This window comes from Spirosoma soli, assembly GCF_042684525.1.
Taxonomy (GTDB): domain Bacteria; phylum Bacteroidota; class Bacteroidia; order Cytophagales; family Spirosomataceae; genus Spirosoma; species Spirosoma soli.
Genome location: NZ_JBHULN010000002.1, coordinates 353,201 through 372,451 on the forward strand (window position 1 = coordinate 353,201; position 19,251 = coordinate 372,451).

Consider the following 19,251-nt stretch of genomic DNA (forward strand, 5'->3'; position numbering starts at 1 on the left):
CCGTAGTGGAATTGAAATACGAATAAAACGAACGGCCACGTCGGGTTTTTGGGCTTCTAATCGTACCGTAGTGGAATTGAAATGATGGGATTGATTTTGATGGATACGCAGGATTGAACCTTCTAATCGTACCGTAGTGGAATTGAAATAATGGACGCAGGAAATGCACACCCGCCGGGCTAACCCTTCTAATCGTACCGTAGTGGAATTGAAATTGCTTCAGGCCCGCATCAACCGGGGGCGGGGTATTCCTTCTAATCGTACCGTAGTGGAATTGAAATTCGGTGAGGTTGTGAATGTCGGTGCTATTAAGCGCTTCTAATCGTACCGTAGTGGAATTGAAATACGTTTGAAAACCGCGTTCCTGAGTAAGGCGCAAGTCTTCTAATCGTACCGTAGTGGAATTGAAATCTGGCGGATGTTGTCGGTTTCGGTCATTGTTTTATACTTCTAATCGTACCGTAGTGGAATTGAAATGTGGAAGCGCGTACCAGCGGCCAGCGTCTCCACGCTCTTCTAATCGTACCGTAGTGGAATTGAAATTTGTCGACAACGAGGGCAACCCGGCTTTGCAGGCAACTTCTAATCGTACCGTAGTGGAATTGAAATACGAATAAAACGAACGGCCACGTCGGGTTTTTGGGCTTCTAATCGTACCGTAGTGGAATTGAAATGATGGGATTGATTTTGATGGATACGCAGGATTGAACCTTCTAATCGTACCGTAGTGGAATTGAAATAATGGACGCAGGAAATGCACACCCGCCGGGCTAACCCTTCTAATCGTACCGTAGTGGAATTGAAATTGCTTCAGGCCCGCATCAACCGGGGGCGGGGTATTCCTTCTAATCGTACCGTAGTGGAATTGAAATTCGGTGAGGTTGTGAATGTCGGTGCTATTAAGCGCTTCTAATCGTACCGTAGTGGAATTGAAATACGTTTGAAAACCGCGTTCCTGAGTAAGGCGCAAGTCTTCTAATCGTACCGTAGTGGAATTGAAATCTGGCGGATGTTGTCGGTTTCGGTCATTGTTTTATACTTCTAATCGTACCGTAGTGGAATTGAAATGTGGAAGCGCGTACCAGCGGCCAGCGTCTCCACGCTCTTCTAATCGTACCGTAGTGGAATTGAAATTTGTCGACAACGAGGGCAACCCGGCTTTGCAGGCAACTTCTAATCGTACCGTAGTGGAATTGAAATTAATCAGGATGCAGATTATGGCAATCACTTTGGCGCTTCTAATCGTACCGTAGTGGAATTGAAATTGTTTTTGTGGAATTTATGAGCGTTCGGTTATTGGTCTTCTAATCGTACCGTAGTGGAATTGAAATAACAACAAAACGCCAAACGAGACGGCGCGGTTTGACCTTCTAATCGTACCGTAGTGGAATTGAAATTGTTACTTATTGGGTTGCTATAGCTTTTGCACAAGACTTCTAATCGTACCGTAGTGGAATTGAAATAAAAGTCCGACGTCGTAAATCATACCCGCAAATTCCCTTCTAATCGTACCGTAGTGGAATTGAAATTTTCGTGAGGCTTGCCCAATTCGGGATCAATGTTTTCTTCTAATCGTACCGTAGTGGAATTGAAATTAAACCCGGCCCTCTTCGTAGGGAAACGGCTCGATGCTTCTAATCGTACCGTAGTGGAATTGAAATGACTCTTTAACTGTTCACGTTTCGCGGCTTCGTCACTTCTAATCGTACCGTAGTGGAATTGAAATTATTGATAGAGATAAAGGTGTACGGCGGTTAACCGCCTTCTAATCGTACCGTAGTGGAATTGAAATAAGGTCTACGCTGTAATATTTCTCGTGACGGTCGCACTTCTAATCGTACCGTAGTGGAATTGAAATATGATTCACCTACTTTCATTATCGGTAAATCCGAGCCTTCTAATCGTACCGTAGTGGAATTGAAATAGCGAAGCGGTGCTAACATTTACACGCTTGCATCGTCTTCTAATCGTACCGTAGTGGAATTGAAATATTATTGAGCCTAATAGTGATATGTCATTGCTGACTTCTAATCGTACCGTAGTGGAATTGAAATAACCCTACGGTGTTATCCTAATCACTCACCCAACAACTTCTAATCGTACCGTAGTGGAATTGAAATTGATTGATAACCGAATCGTTCACGGCCACGTCATTCCTTCTAATCGTACCGTAGTGGAATTGAAATATCATTCTCTTCCGTTGACAAAGCGGTCGATCCGTTCTTCTAATCGTACCGTAGTGGAATTGAAATACGGTTACGCGGCTTTTGGGTATCTATTACCCACCACTTCTAATCGTACCGTAGTGGAATTGAAATGAGTTGCGGGGGTATGTATATGAGGGTCAGCATGGTCTTCTAATCGTACCGTAGTGGAATTGAAATGACGGAAAATCGCCTTTTTTAATCCCAGCAATAACCCTTCTAATCGTACCGTAGTGGAATTGAAATCTGATCTTAAAAAAAGCGGACGTACCCGCCTGGCTACTTCTAATCGTACCGTAGTGGAATTGAAATAAAATAAAATACATTGAATTGATTAAACGGCGATAACTTCTAATCGTACCGTAGTGGAATTGAAATGAAGCCAACAGGGAAATGGGTTTTGATGCACCTAAGCTTCTAATCGTACCGTAGTGGAATTGAAATATGATTTCGCCTTTTTGTATGCCGCTCCACCGGTAACTTCTAATCGTACCGTAGTGGAATTGAAATGGATACCCTTCGCGTTACCCGTTGCGGTGAGAAGGCTTCTAATCGTACCGTAGTGGAATTGAAATGGGGGACACCGAAACTTACGGTTTCGTGCTGGACATTCTTCTAATCGTACCGTAGTGGAATTGAAATAGCAATGTCCGCAATGAACAAGGAAATGGAAAAAGTCTTCTAATCGTACCGTAGTGGAATTGAAATGAGATTCAATGCGGCCAACCGGATTCTCCTGAACCCCTTCTAATCGTACCGTAGTGGAATTGAAATTTGAACACGGGTCGGCCGTCTCCCCCTAAAATCGGATCTTCTAATCGTACCGTAGTGGAATTGAAATCTGGTCAAGCCTATACCAACGACCAGCCCTACAAAGCTTCTAATCGTACCGTAGTGGAATTGAAATCTGGTCAAGCCTATACCAACGACCAGCCCTACAAAGCTTCTAATCGTACCGTAGTGGAATTGAAATGGGGCCGGGACAATGAAGCCGTAGCAGCCAGTAACCCTTCTAATCGTACCGTAGTGGAATTGAAATGGATTTTAAACCACCGTTCCGCGTCTACCCGAATACTTCTAATCGTACCGTAGTGGAATTGAAATAGGGCTTTGTATAGCTTCCACAGGGGACCAGCCGGCTTCTAATCGTACCGTAGTGGAATTGAAATCCGGTTAACAGCAAATCGACGGGCCGTAACCGTCCTCTTCTAATCGTACCGTAGTGGAATTGAAATTGGATAGCATTGAACTTTTAAGGCCTTCATTGGAGCTTCTAATCGTACCGTAGTGGAATTGAAATCAAATAATATATGTAAAAACATTGAGGGTTCTATAACTTCTAATCGTACCGTAGTGGAATTGAAATCCGACGCGGGTAGCGTTACCACGCGGGATATAAAACTTCTAATCGTACCGTAGTGGAATTGAAATTTAAGGCCACGGCCTTGAGCAGGTCTAAACAACTTACTTCTAATCGTACCGTAGTGGAATTGAAATTATTAAGCCTCTGCGACACCATGTTAAACACAATGCTTCTAATCGTACCGTAGTGGAATTGAAATGTTCGTTGATGCACCAGTCGCAGAACGTTTTTCGGGCTTCTAATCGTACCGTAGTGGAATTGAAATCCGCAAACCGCCGACTCGCCTGGGTCGGCTGGTTTGCTTCTAATCGTACCGTAGTGGAATTGAAATGCTGTAATTGACTCATATCGAATTCCGAACTTTGCCCTTCTAATCGTACCGTAGTGGAATTGAAATACTATTGACGCATGGTATATGTGTGAAAATTGCCAGCTTCTAATCGTACCGTAGTGGAATTGAAATTAAACGGACAGTTGAGCGACAATTAATTGATGAGTCTTCTAATCGTACCGTAGTGGAATTGAAATTAAGTGATAGCTCCCCACCCCTCCTGGTCGTACTCACTTCTAATCGTACCGTAGTGGAATTGAAATGCCATGACCACAACGACAACCACCCCACCCCCGTTCCTTCTAATCGTACCGTAGTGGAATTGAAATTTGAGCAAAGCCATGGCGATGTATTCGCGTTTTGACTTCTAATCGTACCGTAGTGGAATTGAAATCGAATTAACCCAACAACACCCATGACTAACTACAACTTCTAATCGTACCGTAGTGGAATTGAAATGCGGCCATTCTTCCATCTGTCCAAATGGTTAACGTTCTTCTAATCGTACCGTAGTGGAATTGAAATAGTTTAAAGACCAGCGCATTAGTGAGCTGGAGCGAACTTCTAATCGTACCGTAGTGGAATTGAAATATATGTGTTCAGCGTTGCGCTCGGATAGGCGCGTGCCTTCTAATCGTACCGTAGTGGAATTGAAATATGCGTGCTGTAGTACCGGCAATTTCGGCGGTGGCACTTCTAATCGTACCGTAGTGGAATTGAAATATGTATTTAACACCCAACACCGGCAGGTGTCGCATGCTTCTAATCGTACCGTAGTGGAATTGAAATTAAATGTACGTGCCTTAAGTTTTACTCTCCAAAAGTCTTCTAATCGTACCGTAGTGGAATTGAAATAGTTACTACATATTTTTTAGATAACCTAGTAAAATTCTTCTAATCGTACCGTAGTGGAATTGAAATGCGTCGAAGCATACGCCAAAAAATACGCACTCAAAACTTCTAATCGTACCGTAGTGGAATTGAAATAAGGTATACCAACGACCAGCCCTACAAAGCCGCTATCTTCTAATCGTACCGTAGTGGAATTGAAATGGTTAAAGCCGTCTTTGAGAATTTCTACAACAACGCTTCTAATCGTACCGTAGTGGAATTGAAATGGGATTGAGCCGGTCATAGTCTTGATCGAGCTGAGCTTCTAATCGTACCGTAGTGGAATTGAAATGGTGAGAGATTAAACCAGGTAATGAGCTAAGCCGCCCTTCTAATCGTACCGTAGTGGAATTGAAATATTAATCCAATGAACGAACAACTCAAACAGGAGCTACTTCTAATCGTACCGTAGTGGAATTGAAATCCTGAGCTTCGACCTTCGCTCGTTTGAAGAAATTGAGCTTCTAATCGTACCGTAGTGGAATTGAAATCCTTCCCAGGCGTGTTTGAGCGGCCGTACCAAATCCTTCTAATCGTACCGTAGTGGAATTGAAATAAGGCGAAGCCGCTGACGTTGAACTGAGGGTTAAGGCTTCTAATCGTACCGTAGTGGAATTGAAATTTGTGAGAAGAAGTAAGCCCGGCTGCAATCCGTAGCTTCTAATCGTACCGTAGTGGAATTGAAATGCAGGAAATCCAAACGCAGGTCAGCCGGAAAACCGCTTCTAATCGTACCGTAGTGGAATTGAAATACAGCCGAATCGCCAACGACGTAGGGCGAAACGCTCTTCTAATCGTACCGTAGTGGAATTGAAATATATAACGTTAGGGGCCGTCGTGGGGCCGTTCGTGCTTCTAATCGTACCGTAGTGGAATTGAAATTAGAGCCGGATGAAAGCATTCTTAACCTGCCCGAAGCTTCTAATCGTACCGTAGTGGAATTGAAATATTGATTGGTCGGGCTTTACGTCGCCACGAATCGAACTTCTAATCGTACCGTAGTGGAATTGAAATGCAAATCAGCACGTTTGTCCTACAGACATTGGATCTTCTAATCGTACCGTAGTGGAATTGAAATCTAACCGACGAAATAAAGCGAACCAAATTCTATCCTTCTTCTAATCGTACCGTAGTGGAATTGAAATCCGACACGTACGGCGTTAACTACATTGATCTGTTTACTTCTAATCGTACCGTAGTGGAATTGAAATGAGGGGGTTTCCGAACAAGTCTTCACCACTTTCGTCTTCTAATCGTACCGTAGTGGAATTGAAATAAATCTAACTTGGCATCGGGTGATCCGGACAGGTACTTCTAATCGTACCGTAGTGGAATTGAAATTTACGACCCCTTGCAAACAGGTTCTCTTCAAAAATCTTCTAATCGTACCGTAGTGGAATTGAAATAACGTATCGAAGCCATCATTCCGGGCGAATTCCACTTCTAATCGTACCGTAGTGGAATTGAAATTCTCGAATGATGACTGTTCGACCAGGGGCGTTTCGGCTTCTAATCGTACCGTAGTGGAATTGAAATATGTCGATGTTATAGGGATGAGCGAGCGGCTTCGGGCTTCTAATCGTACCGTAGTGGAATTGAAATGAATAGTATTGGGATTGATGTTGGGATAAAAAGCCTCTTCTAATCGTACCGTAGTGGAATTGAAATAGGCCTCGAAACCGTGCCCCTGGCCGGGGGCGATACCTTCTAATCGTACCGTAGTGGAATTGAAATCGGTTTGCCCCGTGCCGGGAATGATCTGCTGCGACCTTCTAATCGTACCGTAGTGGAATTGAAATGGATTTAGCCGACGAGTTGCAGATTAAAGCCAACCGCTTCTAATCGTACCGTAGTGGAATTGAAATAACCATGACCGGTCGCGTTGGGGTGGGTTCCATCCTTCTAATCGTACCGTAGTGGAATTGAAATGGACATTAAACAGTTAGAGCAGGTCGTATTGTACATCTTCTAATCGTACCGTAGTGGAATTGAAATCCGACGAGACGGCCCAGCCCCTGCTCCCCGCCAAACCTTCTAATCGTACCGTAGTGGAATTGAAATTGTATTGCTTTTACCTGTTCTTCCATCCTCTCTCCTCTTCTAATCGTACCGTAGTGGAATTGAAATGCGTTGTTGGGGGGAACTCGACGCCACGGATGGGGACTTCTAATCGTACCGTAGTGGAATTGAAATATTGATTGGGGGCAGGTTCGTTTACTGGAGCCCAACTTCTAATCGTACCGTAGTGGAATTGAAATCCGTTTGAACCGGCATATCTAATTCAGTAAGCCGGCTTCTAATCGTACCGTAGTGGAATTGAAATTGATTCCTTACAATCCGCTGTATGATTTCTGGTACCTTCTAATCGTACCGTAGTGGAATTGAAATACTTCAAACGCAAAACATTCACCTTGAATAACCGGCTTCTAATCGTACCGTAGTGGAATTGAAATCAGGTACGCCAAAGGGACCGGAGTGGTCATTAATGCTTCTAATCGTACCGTAGTGGAATTGAAATGGTTGGCACCGCTCAGGTCGGCACCGCTCAGGTCGGCTTCTAATCGTACCGTAGTGGAATTGAAATTTGACGAGGGGGCACAGGTGGTGGCCCGGATGGATCTTCTAATCGTACCGTAGTGGAATTGAAATTAAAAGGCGGTCAGGCCTCTTCTGTCAAACCCGCTACTTCTAATCGTACCGTAGTGGAATTGAAATGAGGAAACCATTAAGAAATACATTCAAGACCAAAAGCTTCTAATCGTACCGTAGTGGAATTGAAATATGCTTAATGGCTACGAAGAAAATCTTAGCATCGATCTTCTAATCGTACCGTAGTGGAATTGAAATTGGTATAGTGACTGGCGACGTATCGACCGAGTAGCCCTTCTAATCGTACCGTAGTGGAATTGAAATAGAAATAAAAAAGCCCGAACCGGACGTTGGGCATCGCTTCTAATCGTACCGTAGTGGAATTGAAATATGCTAGAGATTTTAATTAGAGACGCTAACGGGGCTCTTCTAATCGTACCGTAGTGGAATTGAAATTCAATCAATACTTTGGCTACGTGCGAAGGCGTCAAAACTTCTAATCGTACCGTAGTGGAATTGAAATTCAATCAATACTTTGGCTACGTGCGAAGGCGTCAAAACTTCTAATCGTACCGTAGTGGAATTGAAATAAATATATGGAGAGCGTTTTGCAACCCTTTAGATGTCTTCTAATCGTACCGTAGTGGAATTGAAATCTCGACTTGTGAAACTGAACGCGAAACAAATGGAACTTCTAATCGTACCGTAGTGGAATTGAAATGTGCTAGTCATATCGGGCGGTAAGCCAGCGCGGTACTCTTCTAATCGTACCGTAGTGGAATTGAAATACAGCTACGCCCACGAATACAAGCTATCGCAGCAGCCTTCTAATCGTACCGTAGTGGAATTGAAATATACTATCTCGAATATGTACCAGCCGGGGGTCGGGTGCTTCTAATCGTACCGTAGTGGAATTGAAATCTGGCAGCCAATGGCTACCGGTAGACGAGTGACGGCCTTCTAATCGTACCGTAGTGGAATTGAAATATGGCATCAAGTTGTTGAGTTGCGACAACTCACTACTTCTAATCGTACCGTAGTGGAATTGAAATTTTGCCACGACAGAGGTTGCTGGTAAATCTTACGAGCTTCTAATCGTACCGTAGTGGAATTGAAATTAATTTTATTTTCTGTTATGTCTATTTCAGTTAGGCTCTTCTAATCGTACCGTAGTGGAATTGAAATTGTGTCGATTCGATCAATAACGTAGCCGGCTACGCTTCTAATCGTACCGTAGTGGAATTGAAATTTTGTTGGCTCAACTCGTCGAGCAGGTGGTTGATACTTCTAATCGTACCGTAGTGGAATTGAAATTACTTCGTCCCGGCCTTGCCGGTAGTAGTTCCACGACTTCTAATCGTACCGTAGTGGAATTGAAATAGCTAGCCTGTCCAATCACGTCAATGATCTGAGCGGCTTCTAATCGTACCGTAGTGGAATTGAAATGTGAACGGTGTTGTTGAAAAGCCGCAAATGATGCGACTTCTAATCGTACCGTAGTGGAATTGAAATATGTACAGTTAGGGGTGACTTATGCCTGAAAAAAACCCTTCTAATCGTACCGTAGTGGAATTGAAATGGGTAGATTTCGGTAAGGTTAGGGGCCAAGCAATACCTTCTAATCGTACCGTAGTGGAATTGAAATTCGCCGGTCGCTACTTCCAGGGTGGCTACTATATCGCTTCTAATCGTACCGTAGTGGAATTGAAATTAGTTAGCCAGTACGCGATGAGAAGGAATCGTTTTCTTCTAATCGTACCGTAGTGGAATTGAAATTCGGCACCGCCGTCACGGCCATGTACGCCTTTAAGGCTTCTAATCGTACCGTAGTGGAATTGAAATTGATGACCGATGGACACAACAGGATACGCTCTTCAACTTCTAATCGTACCGTAGTGGAATTGTTAGCTGTTTGTTTGAGTAGTGATTTGATCGTAAAATCTTATAAACACATTGATATGCTTTCACAGCTCTTCTCAACTTATGTACCGACGATTCGCTTACCTCTCGCTTCTTTGTTTGCTTATCATCAGCTTTAGCTGGGCTCAACAGTCACCAACCAAAAAACGGCCCAATATTATCTATATCATGGCAGATGATCTGGGCTACGGAAACCTGACCTGCTACAATCCGTCCAGCCGAGTACCGACGCCAAACATCGACCGGATGGCTAAAGAAGGCACGCGCTTCACACGCCATTATTCCGGCAATACGGTTTGCGCACCGTCACGTTGTGCCCTGATGACGGGGCTGCACATGGGGCATGCCTACGTTCGTGGTAATGGCGATGTGTCATTGCGCGAGCAGGATACGACAGTAGTACAGCGTTTGCAGGCCAATGGCTATAAAACCGGCATGTTTGGAAAATGGGGGCTCGGACGCGAAGACGATGCTGGCTCGCCCGAACGCAAAGGGTTCGACGAGTTCTTTGGCTACCTGAATCAGCGCCATGCCCATAATTACTACACGGATCATTTGTTCGAGGTGAAGAACCGACAGATTCGGAAGGTACCGATGGACACTACTCAATACTCCCATGACCTGATCATGGATCGGGCGCTAGCATTCGTTAAAGCCAACCGAAACGAGCCGTTCTTTCTGTACCTGCCAGTGACGATTCCGCACGCGGAACTAGGATTACCCGAGAAGTATATGAAACCGTTCCTCAACGCGGACGGAAGCAGCAAGTTTGGTCCCGAAACTCCGTTCTACCAAAACCGCCGTACGTACCACACTCAATTGAAACCCCACGCTGCATTTGCCGCTATGATTACCAAGCTGGATAGCGATGTAGGTCGGGTGCTGGCGTTAGTGAAGGAATTAGGCCTTGATGATAATACGTACGTGTTTTTCACCAGCGACAACGGACCGCACAAAGAAGGGGGAGGTGACCCCGACTATTTCGATAGCAATGGCCCACTGCGGGGCATCAAACGGGATATGTACGAAGGCGGTATCCGCGTGCCTATGATTGCCCGCGCGCCGGGTCGCGTACCCGCCGGTCGCACTAACGACGACATCTGGGCATTCTGGGACATGCTGCCCACGTTTACTCAGTTGACGGGAACTCCCACACCTACCAAACACGATGGCCTCTCCTTCGTACCGGCGCTGACGGGCAAACCGCAAAAGCAACACGATTACCTGTATTGGCAATTCAACGAGGGCGCGCTGAAAGAGGCCGTTGTTCAGGGTAACTGGAAACTTGTCCGGTTGAAAGAAAAGGGTAAACCGGAAGTACTGGAGCTATATGAGTTGAGCCGTGATGTTGGCGAGCGCCAAAACGTAGCGTCGAAAAATTCAACCAGGGTGAAAGCGATGCTTACCCTGATGCAGCAGTCCAAAACCCCGGCCGAAAACGATAAATTTAACTGGTCAGCCATGGAGCAGTAGAAAGATAATACCCTGTTTATAATTTTAACTAATGGCTGTAGCCCAGGCGTGGCCGTTCAGGCTACAGCCAACCGCTATACCAGACAAGTCTGGCCTAAGAACACAAAATCTTACACTGCACTAGTTTTGTTAAGGCTGACCTTCTTTTACACTTGCGCCGGATAAGACATTCGTTTTTTAGCTCATAAACGCATTTCCATTCGGATATCGGCACGGGCGTAGGGCGTTTCCAGGCGCGGCACTTCCCGAAAGCCCACCTTTTCGTACATCGTCAGGGCGGGCGTCAATCGTCGGTTCGATTCGAGCCATAAGGCTTTCACGCCTATCTGCCGAGCGTAATTAATGGCTGCTTCGCACAGCATCCGACCGATTCCCTGCCCCTGCGCTGATGGTGACACCGCCATTTTAGCCAGCTCGAAACCCAACGCACCCATGTTAACAACGGCTACGCACCCTACAATACCCCTGTCCGAATCGTCCGCCACCTGACGTTTAGCAAAGAATATTTGCCCCTGATTCGGCAATACGTGAATCTCGGGATGATCTAACTGCTCAAGGTCGTGCGGCTCTACCGTGAAATAGTGGGAAATCCACTCGACGTTCAGCCGTTTAAAATCGGGTTGATATACAGGTGCGTACGGAATGATGGAAATGTTGCTCATGATGACTATGACGATTGAGTTAATTTATCCTGGACGCGGTCGAAAAAAGCGCGTTCGGCCAGTTGGGTTTCCATTTCGAGAAGAGACGCCAGCAAGTTATGCGTCTGCCTGGCCAGCATTTCCTGATTGACAGCCACAAAAGCCGTGTCAAGCCAGGGTTTATATTTATGTACAAAGTCGTCAATAAGACCCTGATCAGCAAATTCTTATTACGTTGTTGTACAGTAGCTTTGTGTTGATCAACAACTCTACTCATATGTTTACCCGCTTTTGTCAATTGTTGACTGTTCTACTTTTATTTTGCACAAACCTGCTGGCACAGCAGATACAGCACATCAACCCGCCTACCTTGGCGGCTTCTAAAGGCTACACGCAGGTGGTAGTGGCTCAGGGTGGCCGAACTGTATACATCTCGGGTCAGGTATCAGCCAACTCGAAAGGCGAAATTATGCACAAAAGCGACTTCAGGGCCCAGACCCGGCAGGTGTTCGAAAACATGAAAACAGCCCTGGCCGCCGTCGGCGCTACGTTCGCTGATGTGGTCAAAACTACGACCTACGTCGTGGGCACCGACGCCGAAAAAATTGGTATCGTCCGGGAGGTTCGTAACCAGTATTACACGAGCCCAAACCCGCCCGCGAGTACCTACGTGGGTGTTCAGGCGCTGTACGACAGCGATGTTTTGATTGAGATCGAGGCTATTGCCGTAGTAAAATGAGCAATCTATAGAGCTAAGGGTTAGTCTTTGTCGGCAATGAATCTTAAATTTGCATTTTCCTAAGGAAACAATCTGGTCTACTGGTTTCTCCATTGAAAAACTGTAAGTCGAGAATTGTAAACCGAAAACTATAAACTGCTGTATGCAAACCTCCACGTACGTCCCTTACAAGGTTAAGGACATCGCGCTGGCCGAGTGGGGCCGCAAGGAAATCCGGCTCGCCGAAGCCGAAATGCCCGGTCTGATGGCCCTCCGTGCCGAATATGGCCCGTCGAAACCGCTTCAGGGTGCCCGCATTGCTGGGTGTCTTCACATGACCATCCAAACGGCCGTACTGATCGAAACGCTGGTTGAGCTTGGCGCCGATGTGACCTGGTCGTCGTGTAACATCTTCTCAACGCAGGACCATGCCGCTGCCGCCATTGCTGCTGCTGGTATTCCGGTGTACGCCTGGAAAGGCATGAACGAAGAAGAATTTAACTGGTGTATCGAACAGACATTGTTCTTCGGTGAAGATCGTCAGCCACTCAACATGATCCTCGACGACGGTGGCGACCTGACCAACATGGTCTTCGACGTATACCCAGAGCTGATTCAGGGCATCAAAGGTCTGTCAGAAGAAACGACCACGGGGGTTCACCGCCTGTACGAGCGGATGAAAAACGGAACGCTGCACCTGCCTGCTATCAATGTGAACGACTCGGTAACGAAGTCGAAGTTTGATAATAAATATGGTTGCCGTGAGTCGCTGGTTGACGCCATCCGTCGCGCTACCGACCTGATGCTGGCCGGTAAGGTAGCGGTTGTCGCTGGCTACGGCGACGTGGGTAAAGGTTCAGCTGAGTCGCTACGGGGCGCTGGTTGCCGCGTATTGGTAACGGAAATTGACCCGATCTGCGCCCTGCAGGCGGCTATGGATGGCTACGAAGTTGTCCCTATGGATGAAGCCGTTCCCCGCGCGCAGATCTTTGTAACGGCTACGGGTAACGTCCGCATCATTAAAGATCGGCACTTCAAAGCCATGCGTGACAAAGCCATTGTCTGCAACATCGGTCACTTCGACAACGAGATCGACATGGCCTGGTTGAACGAAAATTACGGCCACAGCAAGAGCCAGATCAAACCACAGGTCGACATGTATGAAGTAGACGGCAAGGAAATCATCGTGCTGGCCGAAGGCCGGTTGGTGAACCTGGGCTGCGCTATGGGTCACCCATCGTTTGTGATGTCGTGTTCGTTCTCGAACCAAACCCTGGCGCAGTTAGAGCTGTGGGCGAACTCGGAAAAGTACGAAAACAAAGTATACGTACTGCCGAAGAAACTGGACGAGAAGGTAGCGGCTTTACACCTTGCTCACGTTGGCGCTAAGCTGGAGCCGCTGGAGCAGGAGCAAGCTGATTACATTGGCGTAACGGTTGAAGGTCCGTTCAAATCAGAAATGTACCGGTACTAAGTCTGAACCAAGATTTTAACAAGATTGAAAGGATTTTGCAAAAGACTCTCAGCAGTAGGAAACAAAATCTTATTAATCTTTAAAATCCTCTAAATCCTAGTTCAGACATACGCGCGGCTTCAGCAATGGAGCCGCGCATTTTTATACTATATTTGTTCCAATTCAATAACGAACCCGCTGGTTTACAATCTCCTGGCTTCGTTACCTTTGTACTTTTCGCCCGCTTCCTTTCATGAACCGCTTGCTGCTGCTGTTGATGCTGTCTCCTCTGCTCTGCTTAGCGCAGCAGGCTACGATCGACACGCTGCACTGGAGCGCTACCCGACGTCTGCAATTATCCGATTTTCATTCGCCAACGCAGCCGGGCTTAGGTGGTTCAGAATTTTATTACCAGATTGGTTACGAAGTGCGGCCCACCTCACTGGGAAGCCAGCATGCTATTGATGCCTTTTGCCTGATGTTCCGCAATACATCGTGGGTATCAGAGACGGCCCGCAATGAACGCACGCTGGCTTACAATCAGGTGCTGTTCGATCTGGTTGAAGTGCATACGCGCCAGATGAAAGCGAAACTGATTGCCCTGGGCACCGATCGGCAGTTCAAGAACAAGGCAAAGCAGATCGAGTACCTAACCAACGCCGAGCTAGGCGCCGAAGTTAATCGGTTCAGGGCCGAAACGGGTGGTGGCGACGACTTACCCGCTTTACAGCGCTGGCAACGGCAGGTGGTGCAACGTCTCTACAGTACGCCCGACCTGATAACAACTTATCGCTCGTCAAAGGTAGGCTATGGTATATTTTTGGGGGCAGGGGCGGCCTTATCGACTGGCCCTTTGGCACAAACGCTTGGCACATCGGCAGGTGCCGCCCTGGGAATAGACATTGCTGTAGGCCGGACGATGTTTCTGCTTTATCCAACCCTCTATAACGGCACCATCCGGTCGGGTTTCTCTTACAAAAATCAATCCTGGGAAACGGGCATGCGCGTTAGTCCAACTCTAGTAGAAATAGGCTTTGGCCGGGTAGCATACGATTCGCCCCGTACCCGACTGATTCCCTACATTGGCTATCGCTTGCTGAATCTGCTCCCGGGCGATCGGAATGACGAACGCTACAAAGATTTTTCGTTGCAAAACCACGCGCCAGACATTGGGGTATTATTCGACATTAAGCTTGGCGACAACACTGATAAGCCCGATCAATCGGAAGATAACTTCTGGTTTGTGCGGACGAAAATTTCGTATAGTCCTATGCTCGATTCAAAGCCTTTCTCGGGCGGGCTGATTAATTTACAGATTGGCTTGGGCGGATTTGGCCGAATTCGTAAAGTCAGCTACCGCCCCGAACCCACCGTCATTGTATTACCCGATCACCTGCACTAAGCTGTCACTTTCATCAATTTTCTATAGCGATTCCCGGACTTTATTCATGAATGTATTTGGTAAAGCAGCTTGCGGACTGCTCCTTTCTTTTGTTTCTATTTCTCCTGGTCTGGCGCAGTCAACATCGGCGCTCCCCGAACGCTTTACCCATGCCGACTCACTACGGGGTAGCCTACGCCCCGAGCGTACCTGCTACGACGTAACGTTCTACGATCTTAGTCTGAGTGTTAACCCAGCCGCTAAACGGATTGAGGGCAGCAATACCATCCGTTACAAAGTTGTCGAACCGTTTCGGCGCATGCAGGTCGATTTATTTGCCAACATGCAGGTAAAGTCGATTACCCAGGGTAAAAAACCACTTACATATGTCCGCGACGGCGACGCCATTTTCATCACAATGAACGATGCGCAGGCAGTTGGGCAAATGCATGAACTTATCATTACATATGCCGGCAATCCGCATATTGCTCGGAATGCGCCCTGGGATGGTGGCTTTGTCTGGCGGAAGGATTCAACGACGGCCAAGAATGCCGACTGGGTGACGGTAGCCTGCGAACGGATCGGCGCGAGTTTGTGGTGGCCCAATAAAGATCACCTTTCCGACGAGCCTGACTCGATGCGTATTCAATGCCGGGTCCCCAAAGGCCTCACCTGCGTATCAAACGGCAAATTCGTCAGCCAGAAGCCGACTAAAGACGGTAAACAAACCGAATGGACGTGGTTTGTACATTACCCAATCAACAATTACAACGTAACGCTGAACATTACCGATTACGCTCATTTTTCCGATACGTACACGGCTAAGGATGGTCAGAAACTGGCCCTGGATTATTATGTCTTACCAGCCAACGTTGAAAAGGCTAAGGTGCATTTCGAGCAGGTAAAAACCATGCTGGCTTGCTACGAGACCCATTTTGGCAAATACCCGTTCTGGCGCGATGGCTATAAACTAGTCGAGACACCGTACTGGGGCATGGAACACCAGAGTGCTGTCGCCTACGGAAACATATACAAAAATAACCCGTTTGGCTTCGATTTCATCATCATTCATGAGAGTGGCCACGAATACTTCGGCAATAGCCTGAGTTGCGCCGACCATGCCGAAATGTGGATTCATGAGTCGTTTACAACCTATAGCGAAGCCCTGTTTATGGAGTGTACGCAGGGGCTACCCAGAACAATCGACTATCTGCGCACGCAACGCAAACTCATTCAGAACAAGTATCCCATGATTGGTCCGATGGACGTCAACGCCGACCAGAAAGATACTGACATTTATTACAAGGGTTCGTGGATGTTGCACACGCTCCGCTTCGCCGTGGGCAACGATGCCACCTGGTTTGCGGCTCTCAAAGCACTGGCGGTGGAAAAGCAGCGCTCCGTGGTTAGTACGGACGAGGTGGTTAATTTCTTATGCCAGAAAACAGGGGTTAATCTTAAACCTTTGTTCGATCAATACCTGCATTACGCCAGTCTGCCAACGCTGGAATATAAGGTCAATGCCAAAAGCGCTGATGAACTTGAAATTAGTCATCGCTGGGTAGCCGACGCGAATGGATTTGATCTGCCCGTTGAGGTTCGCGTGGGGGCGGGTAACTGGCAAACCATCCGACCTACTCAGGAATGGACGATTACCCGGATTAAATCGGTCGGTGGAGTAACGGTCAATACTGACATTGGCCTGTTCAATGTGCGGTCTATAGCCGTAGAGTAGTGACTTTATAATGGTTTGTTAACGTAGCGTTGATCAGACTTTCCGAACTTGCATATACGTATGAAAAAATATTTTTTGCTGATAGCGCTGGCTGGTTTATCGGCCTGTAACACGGGCTATCACCTAACCAATCGAACGGCGAATCGCATTGGGGTCGACTCGGTAACGGCGCCGGCCGACAGTGGCGTTGCTAATTTTTTGAAGCCTTACCGCCAGGGTCTGGATAAAACTATGAACGAGGTGTTGACGCGTTCAACGGGTCGCATTGAAAAAGGACAACCCGAAGGACCACTCAACGACCTCTTAACGGATGCGCTGCTGCAACAGGCCAGCCAACGCTATGGCAAACCCATTGACTGCGCTCACCTCAATTACGGAGGTATTCGTAACAATTTACCCGAGGGAAACATCACGACCGGCTCTATTTTCGAAGTTATGCCGTTCGACAATCAGTTGGTCGTCCTGACGGTGACGGGTACTATGATGCAACAGCTGCTTAATCACTTTGCCGATGGCAATAAGCTAGTCATCGGTGGGTTACGGGCTAAAATTCATGAAGGCAAGGTGCAATCCGTTCAGTTCACCAACGGCCGTACGTTGCAGCCCAACGAAACGTATACGGTGGCCATGAGCGACTACGTAGCTGAGGGGGGCGACAATGCCGGTTTTCTGAAAAACCCCGTAAAGCGCGAAAACATTAATTATCTCATCCGCGACGCTCTGATTGATTACTTCCGGCAGCAGGGCAAAACAGGTCAACCCATTAATCCGCTTTCCGATGGACGCATCAGCATCGAATAGACGCCAATTTCTAAAATTACTCGGAACAGCCGCCGTTGTTGGCTCCGTGACCCCCGATCTGCTCGCTGGGGCTGGCCATGCCGGATTTAACCCTCAGCTCAAATCGACATCATTAACGATTCTGCACACCAACGATGTGCATAGCCGATTAGATCCGTTTCCTATGGACGGCAGCCGGAACGCGGGCAAAGGCGGCATTGCGCGTCGGGCCACGCTCATCCAAAAAATCAGAAAAGAGCAAGAGAACGTATTACTGTTCGACGCGGGCGATATATTTCAGGGAACGCCTTATTTTAACCTCTACAAAGGCGAGCCCGAAATTCTGGCCATGAACCAGCTTGGCTACGATGCCGGTACGATCGGGAACCACGACTTCGATGGCGGCATCGACAACATGGTTACGCAGTTCGGCAAAGCCAAGTTTCCAATCTTAATTGCGAACTACGACTTTAAAAACACTGTGCTCGACGGCCGGACAATGCCCTACAAAGTCTTTACGCCCAATGGCGTTCGGGTAGGTGTGTTCGGAGTAGGCATTCAGCCCGAGGGGCTTATTCCGAAAGATGCTTACCGCGAAACAAAGTACCTTGATCCCATCGAAGTTGGCAGTGACATGGCCACCCGGCTTCGGAACGAGAAAAAATGTGATTACGTTGTTTGCTTGTCACACCTTGGCTTCAAATACGACGGCCCAACGGTTTCGGACAACGTATTGGCGGCACGCACGCGCAACATTGACCTCATCATTGGTGGGCATACACACACGTTTCTGGACGCCCCGGTGGCCGTTAACAACCTCGACGGGCAACCGGTCTGGATTAACCAGGTTGGATTTGCTGGTATTAACCTCGGTCGAATTGACTTAACCTTCGAGCGGGGCAAGGCAAACGTAGCAGGGCAGTCAGTCGAGGTGAAATAAAGTTTGTATTTTTGTAAATCAACGAGTGAAAGAACGAGTAAGTGGTTGATACTACTTTTTTCGCCCTTTCGCTCATTCACTCTTTCACTAATGAAATTCGGCGTTGTTGTTTTCCCCGGCTCTAACTGCGATCAGGACGCGGTTGATACGCTGGAACTCATGGACCAGGAGGTCGTTAAACTCTGGCACAAAGACCACGACCTGCAGGGTTGTGACTTTATCATTTTACCAGGTGGCTTTTCGTACGGTGATTACCTCCGCACGGGAGCCGTAGCACGGTTTTCGCCTATCATGAATGAAGTTATTGCTCATGCCAATCGGGGTGGGTATCTGATGGGTATTTGCAACGGTTTCCAGATTCTGGCCGAAGCCCGGCTCGTTCCGGGTGTGTTACTTCAGAATGCGAACCAGCAGTACATCTGCAAGAACGTTTTTTTGACTCCTCAATCACCCGATGCCTTGTTAACCGCTGGTCTGGACCGGGCTGCCTACAAAATTCCGATGGCTCATGGCGAAGGCCGCTATTTTGCCGATGCCGATACACTTAAAGAATTAAACGACAACGGGCAGGTACTGTTCCGTTACTGCGACGAAACCGGAGCGGTTACCGAAGCTGCCAACCCAAACGGTAGTCTGGAGAACATTGCGGGTGTAACCAACAAAGGCAAAAACGTATTTGGCATGATGCCACACCCTGAGCGGGCGGCTGATCCTGCCCTTAATAATACCGATGGCCGACTCATCCTCGACCAGATTTTGAAGGCTGTTTTAGTGTAGATCTTTCTTTATACAATCACTTAAAAGCCCCGAACCAATCCTGGTCGGGGCTTTT

The 19,251-nt window shown here is 47.4% G+C and carries 10 protein-coding genes and 1 CRISPR repeat array (1 of these 11 running past the window's edge); of the genes, 8 read left to right on the plus strand and 2 right to left on the minus strand.

The window, feature by feature from the left end; all coding sequences use genetic code 11:
- A CRISPR array of direct repeats spans positions 1-9,286; the repeat unit is 30 nt; unit sequence CTTCTAATCGTACCGTAGTGGAATTGAAAT (it extends 3,368 nt beyond the left edge of the window).
- Between the two features lie 75 nt (positions 9,287-9,361).
- Positions 9,362-10,771 carry an arylsulfatase gene (locus tag ACFSUS_RS05095; RefSeq protein WP_381519996.1) on the plus strand — a complete coding sequence of 470 codons (1,410 nt, stop codon included), beginning with the start codon at positions 9,362-9,364 and terminating at the stop codon, positions 10,769-10,771.
- Positions 10,772-10,953: 182 nt separating this feature from the next.
- Here ACFSUS_RS05095 and ACFSUS_RS05100 read toward each other — a convergent pair whose 3' ends face one another.
- Together ACFSUS_RS05100 and ACFSUS_RS05105 are read right to left on the minus strand one after the other, a co-directional pair.
- The gene (locus ACFSUS_RS05100; RefSeq protein ID WP_381519998.1) at positions 10,954-11,433 is read right to left on the minus strand and encodes a GNAT family N-acetyltransferase; all 480 of its coding nucleotides are present in this window, start codon (positions 11,431-11,433) and stop codon (positions 10,954-10,956) included.
- A 5-nt stretch (positions 11,434-11,438) separates the two neighbouring features.
- Entirely contained in the window at positions 11,439-11,570 is a 132-nt protein-coding gene (locus ACFSUS_RS05105) for a hypothetical protein (protein ID WP_381520001.1), read from the minus strand.
- Between the two features lie 119 nt (positions 11,571-11,689).
- Between ACFSUS_RS05105 and ACFSUS_RS05110 the strand changes: the two genes are divergently transcribed.
- The 7 genes from ACFSUS_RS05110 to purQ all read left to right on the plus strand — a co-directional run bounded on the left by ACFSUS_RS05110 (position 11,690) and on the right by purQ (position 19,196).
- A complete protein-coding gene (locus tag ACFSUS_RS05110; protein WP_381520003.1) occupies positions 11,690-12,151 on the plus strand; it encodes a RidA family protein in 462 nt (153 codons plus the stop codon).
- A 142-nt stretch (positions 12,152-12,293) separates the two neighbouring features.
- Positions 12,294-13,604, plus strand: coding sequence for an adenosylhomocysteinase (gene ahcY, locus ACFSUS_RS05115; RefSeq protein WP_381520006.1), 1,311 nt, complete (start codon positions 12,294-12,296; stop codon positions 13,602-13,604).
- A gap of 232 nt (positions 13,605-13,836) precedes the next feature.
- On the plus strand, positions 13,837-14,985 hold the full coding sequence (locus ACFSUS_RS05120) for a hypothetical protein (RefSeq protein ID WP_381520009.1): 1,149 nt from the start codon (positions 13,837-13,839) through the stop codon (positions 14,983-14,985).
- Between the two features lie 46 nt (positions 14,986-15,031).
- Positions 15,032-16,699, plus strand: coding sequence for a M1 family metallopeptidase (locus ACFSUS_RS05125; protein WP_381520011.1), 1,668 nt, complete (start codon positions 15,032-15,034; stop codon positions 16,697-16,699).
- A gap of 60 nt (positions 16,700-16,759) precedes the next feature.
- Positions 16,760-17,500: a 5'-nucleotidase C-terminal domain-containing protein gene (locus ACFSUS_RS05130; RefSeq protein WP_381520014.1), complete on the plus strand. Its 741-nt coding sequence runs from the start codon at positions 16,760-16,762 to the stop codon at positions 17,498-17,500.
- A complete protein-coding gene (locus ACFSUS_RS05135) occupies positions 17,478-18,419 on the plus strand; it encodes a bifunctional metallophosphatase/5'-nucleotidase (RefSeq protein WP_381520017.1) in 942 nt (313 codons plus the stop codon). Before ACFSUS_RS05130 ends, ACFSUS_RS05135 begins: the two co-directional genes overlap by 23 nt.
- Positions 18,420-18,509: 90 nt before the next feature.
- Entirely contained in the window at positions 18,510-19,196 is a 687-nt protein-coding gene (purQ, locus tag ACFSUS_RS05140) for a phosphoribosylformylglycinamidine synthase subunit PurQ (RefSeq protein ID WP_381520019.1), read from the plus strand.
- The last annotated feature ends 55 nt before the right edge of the window (positions 19,197-19,251 follow it).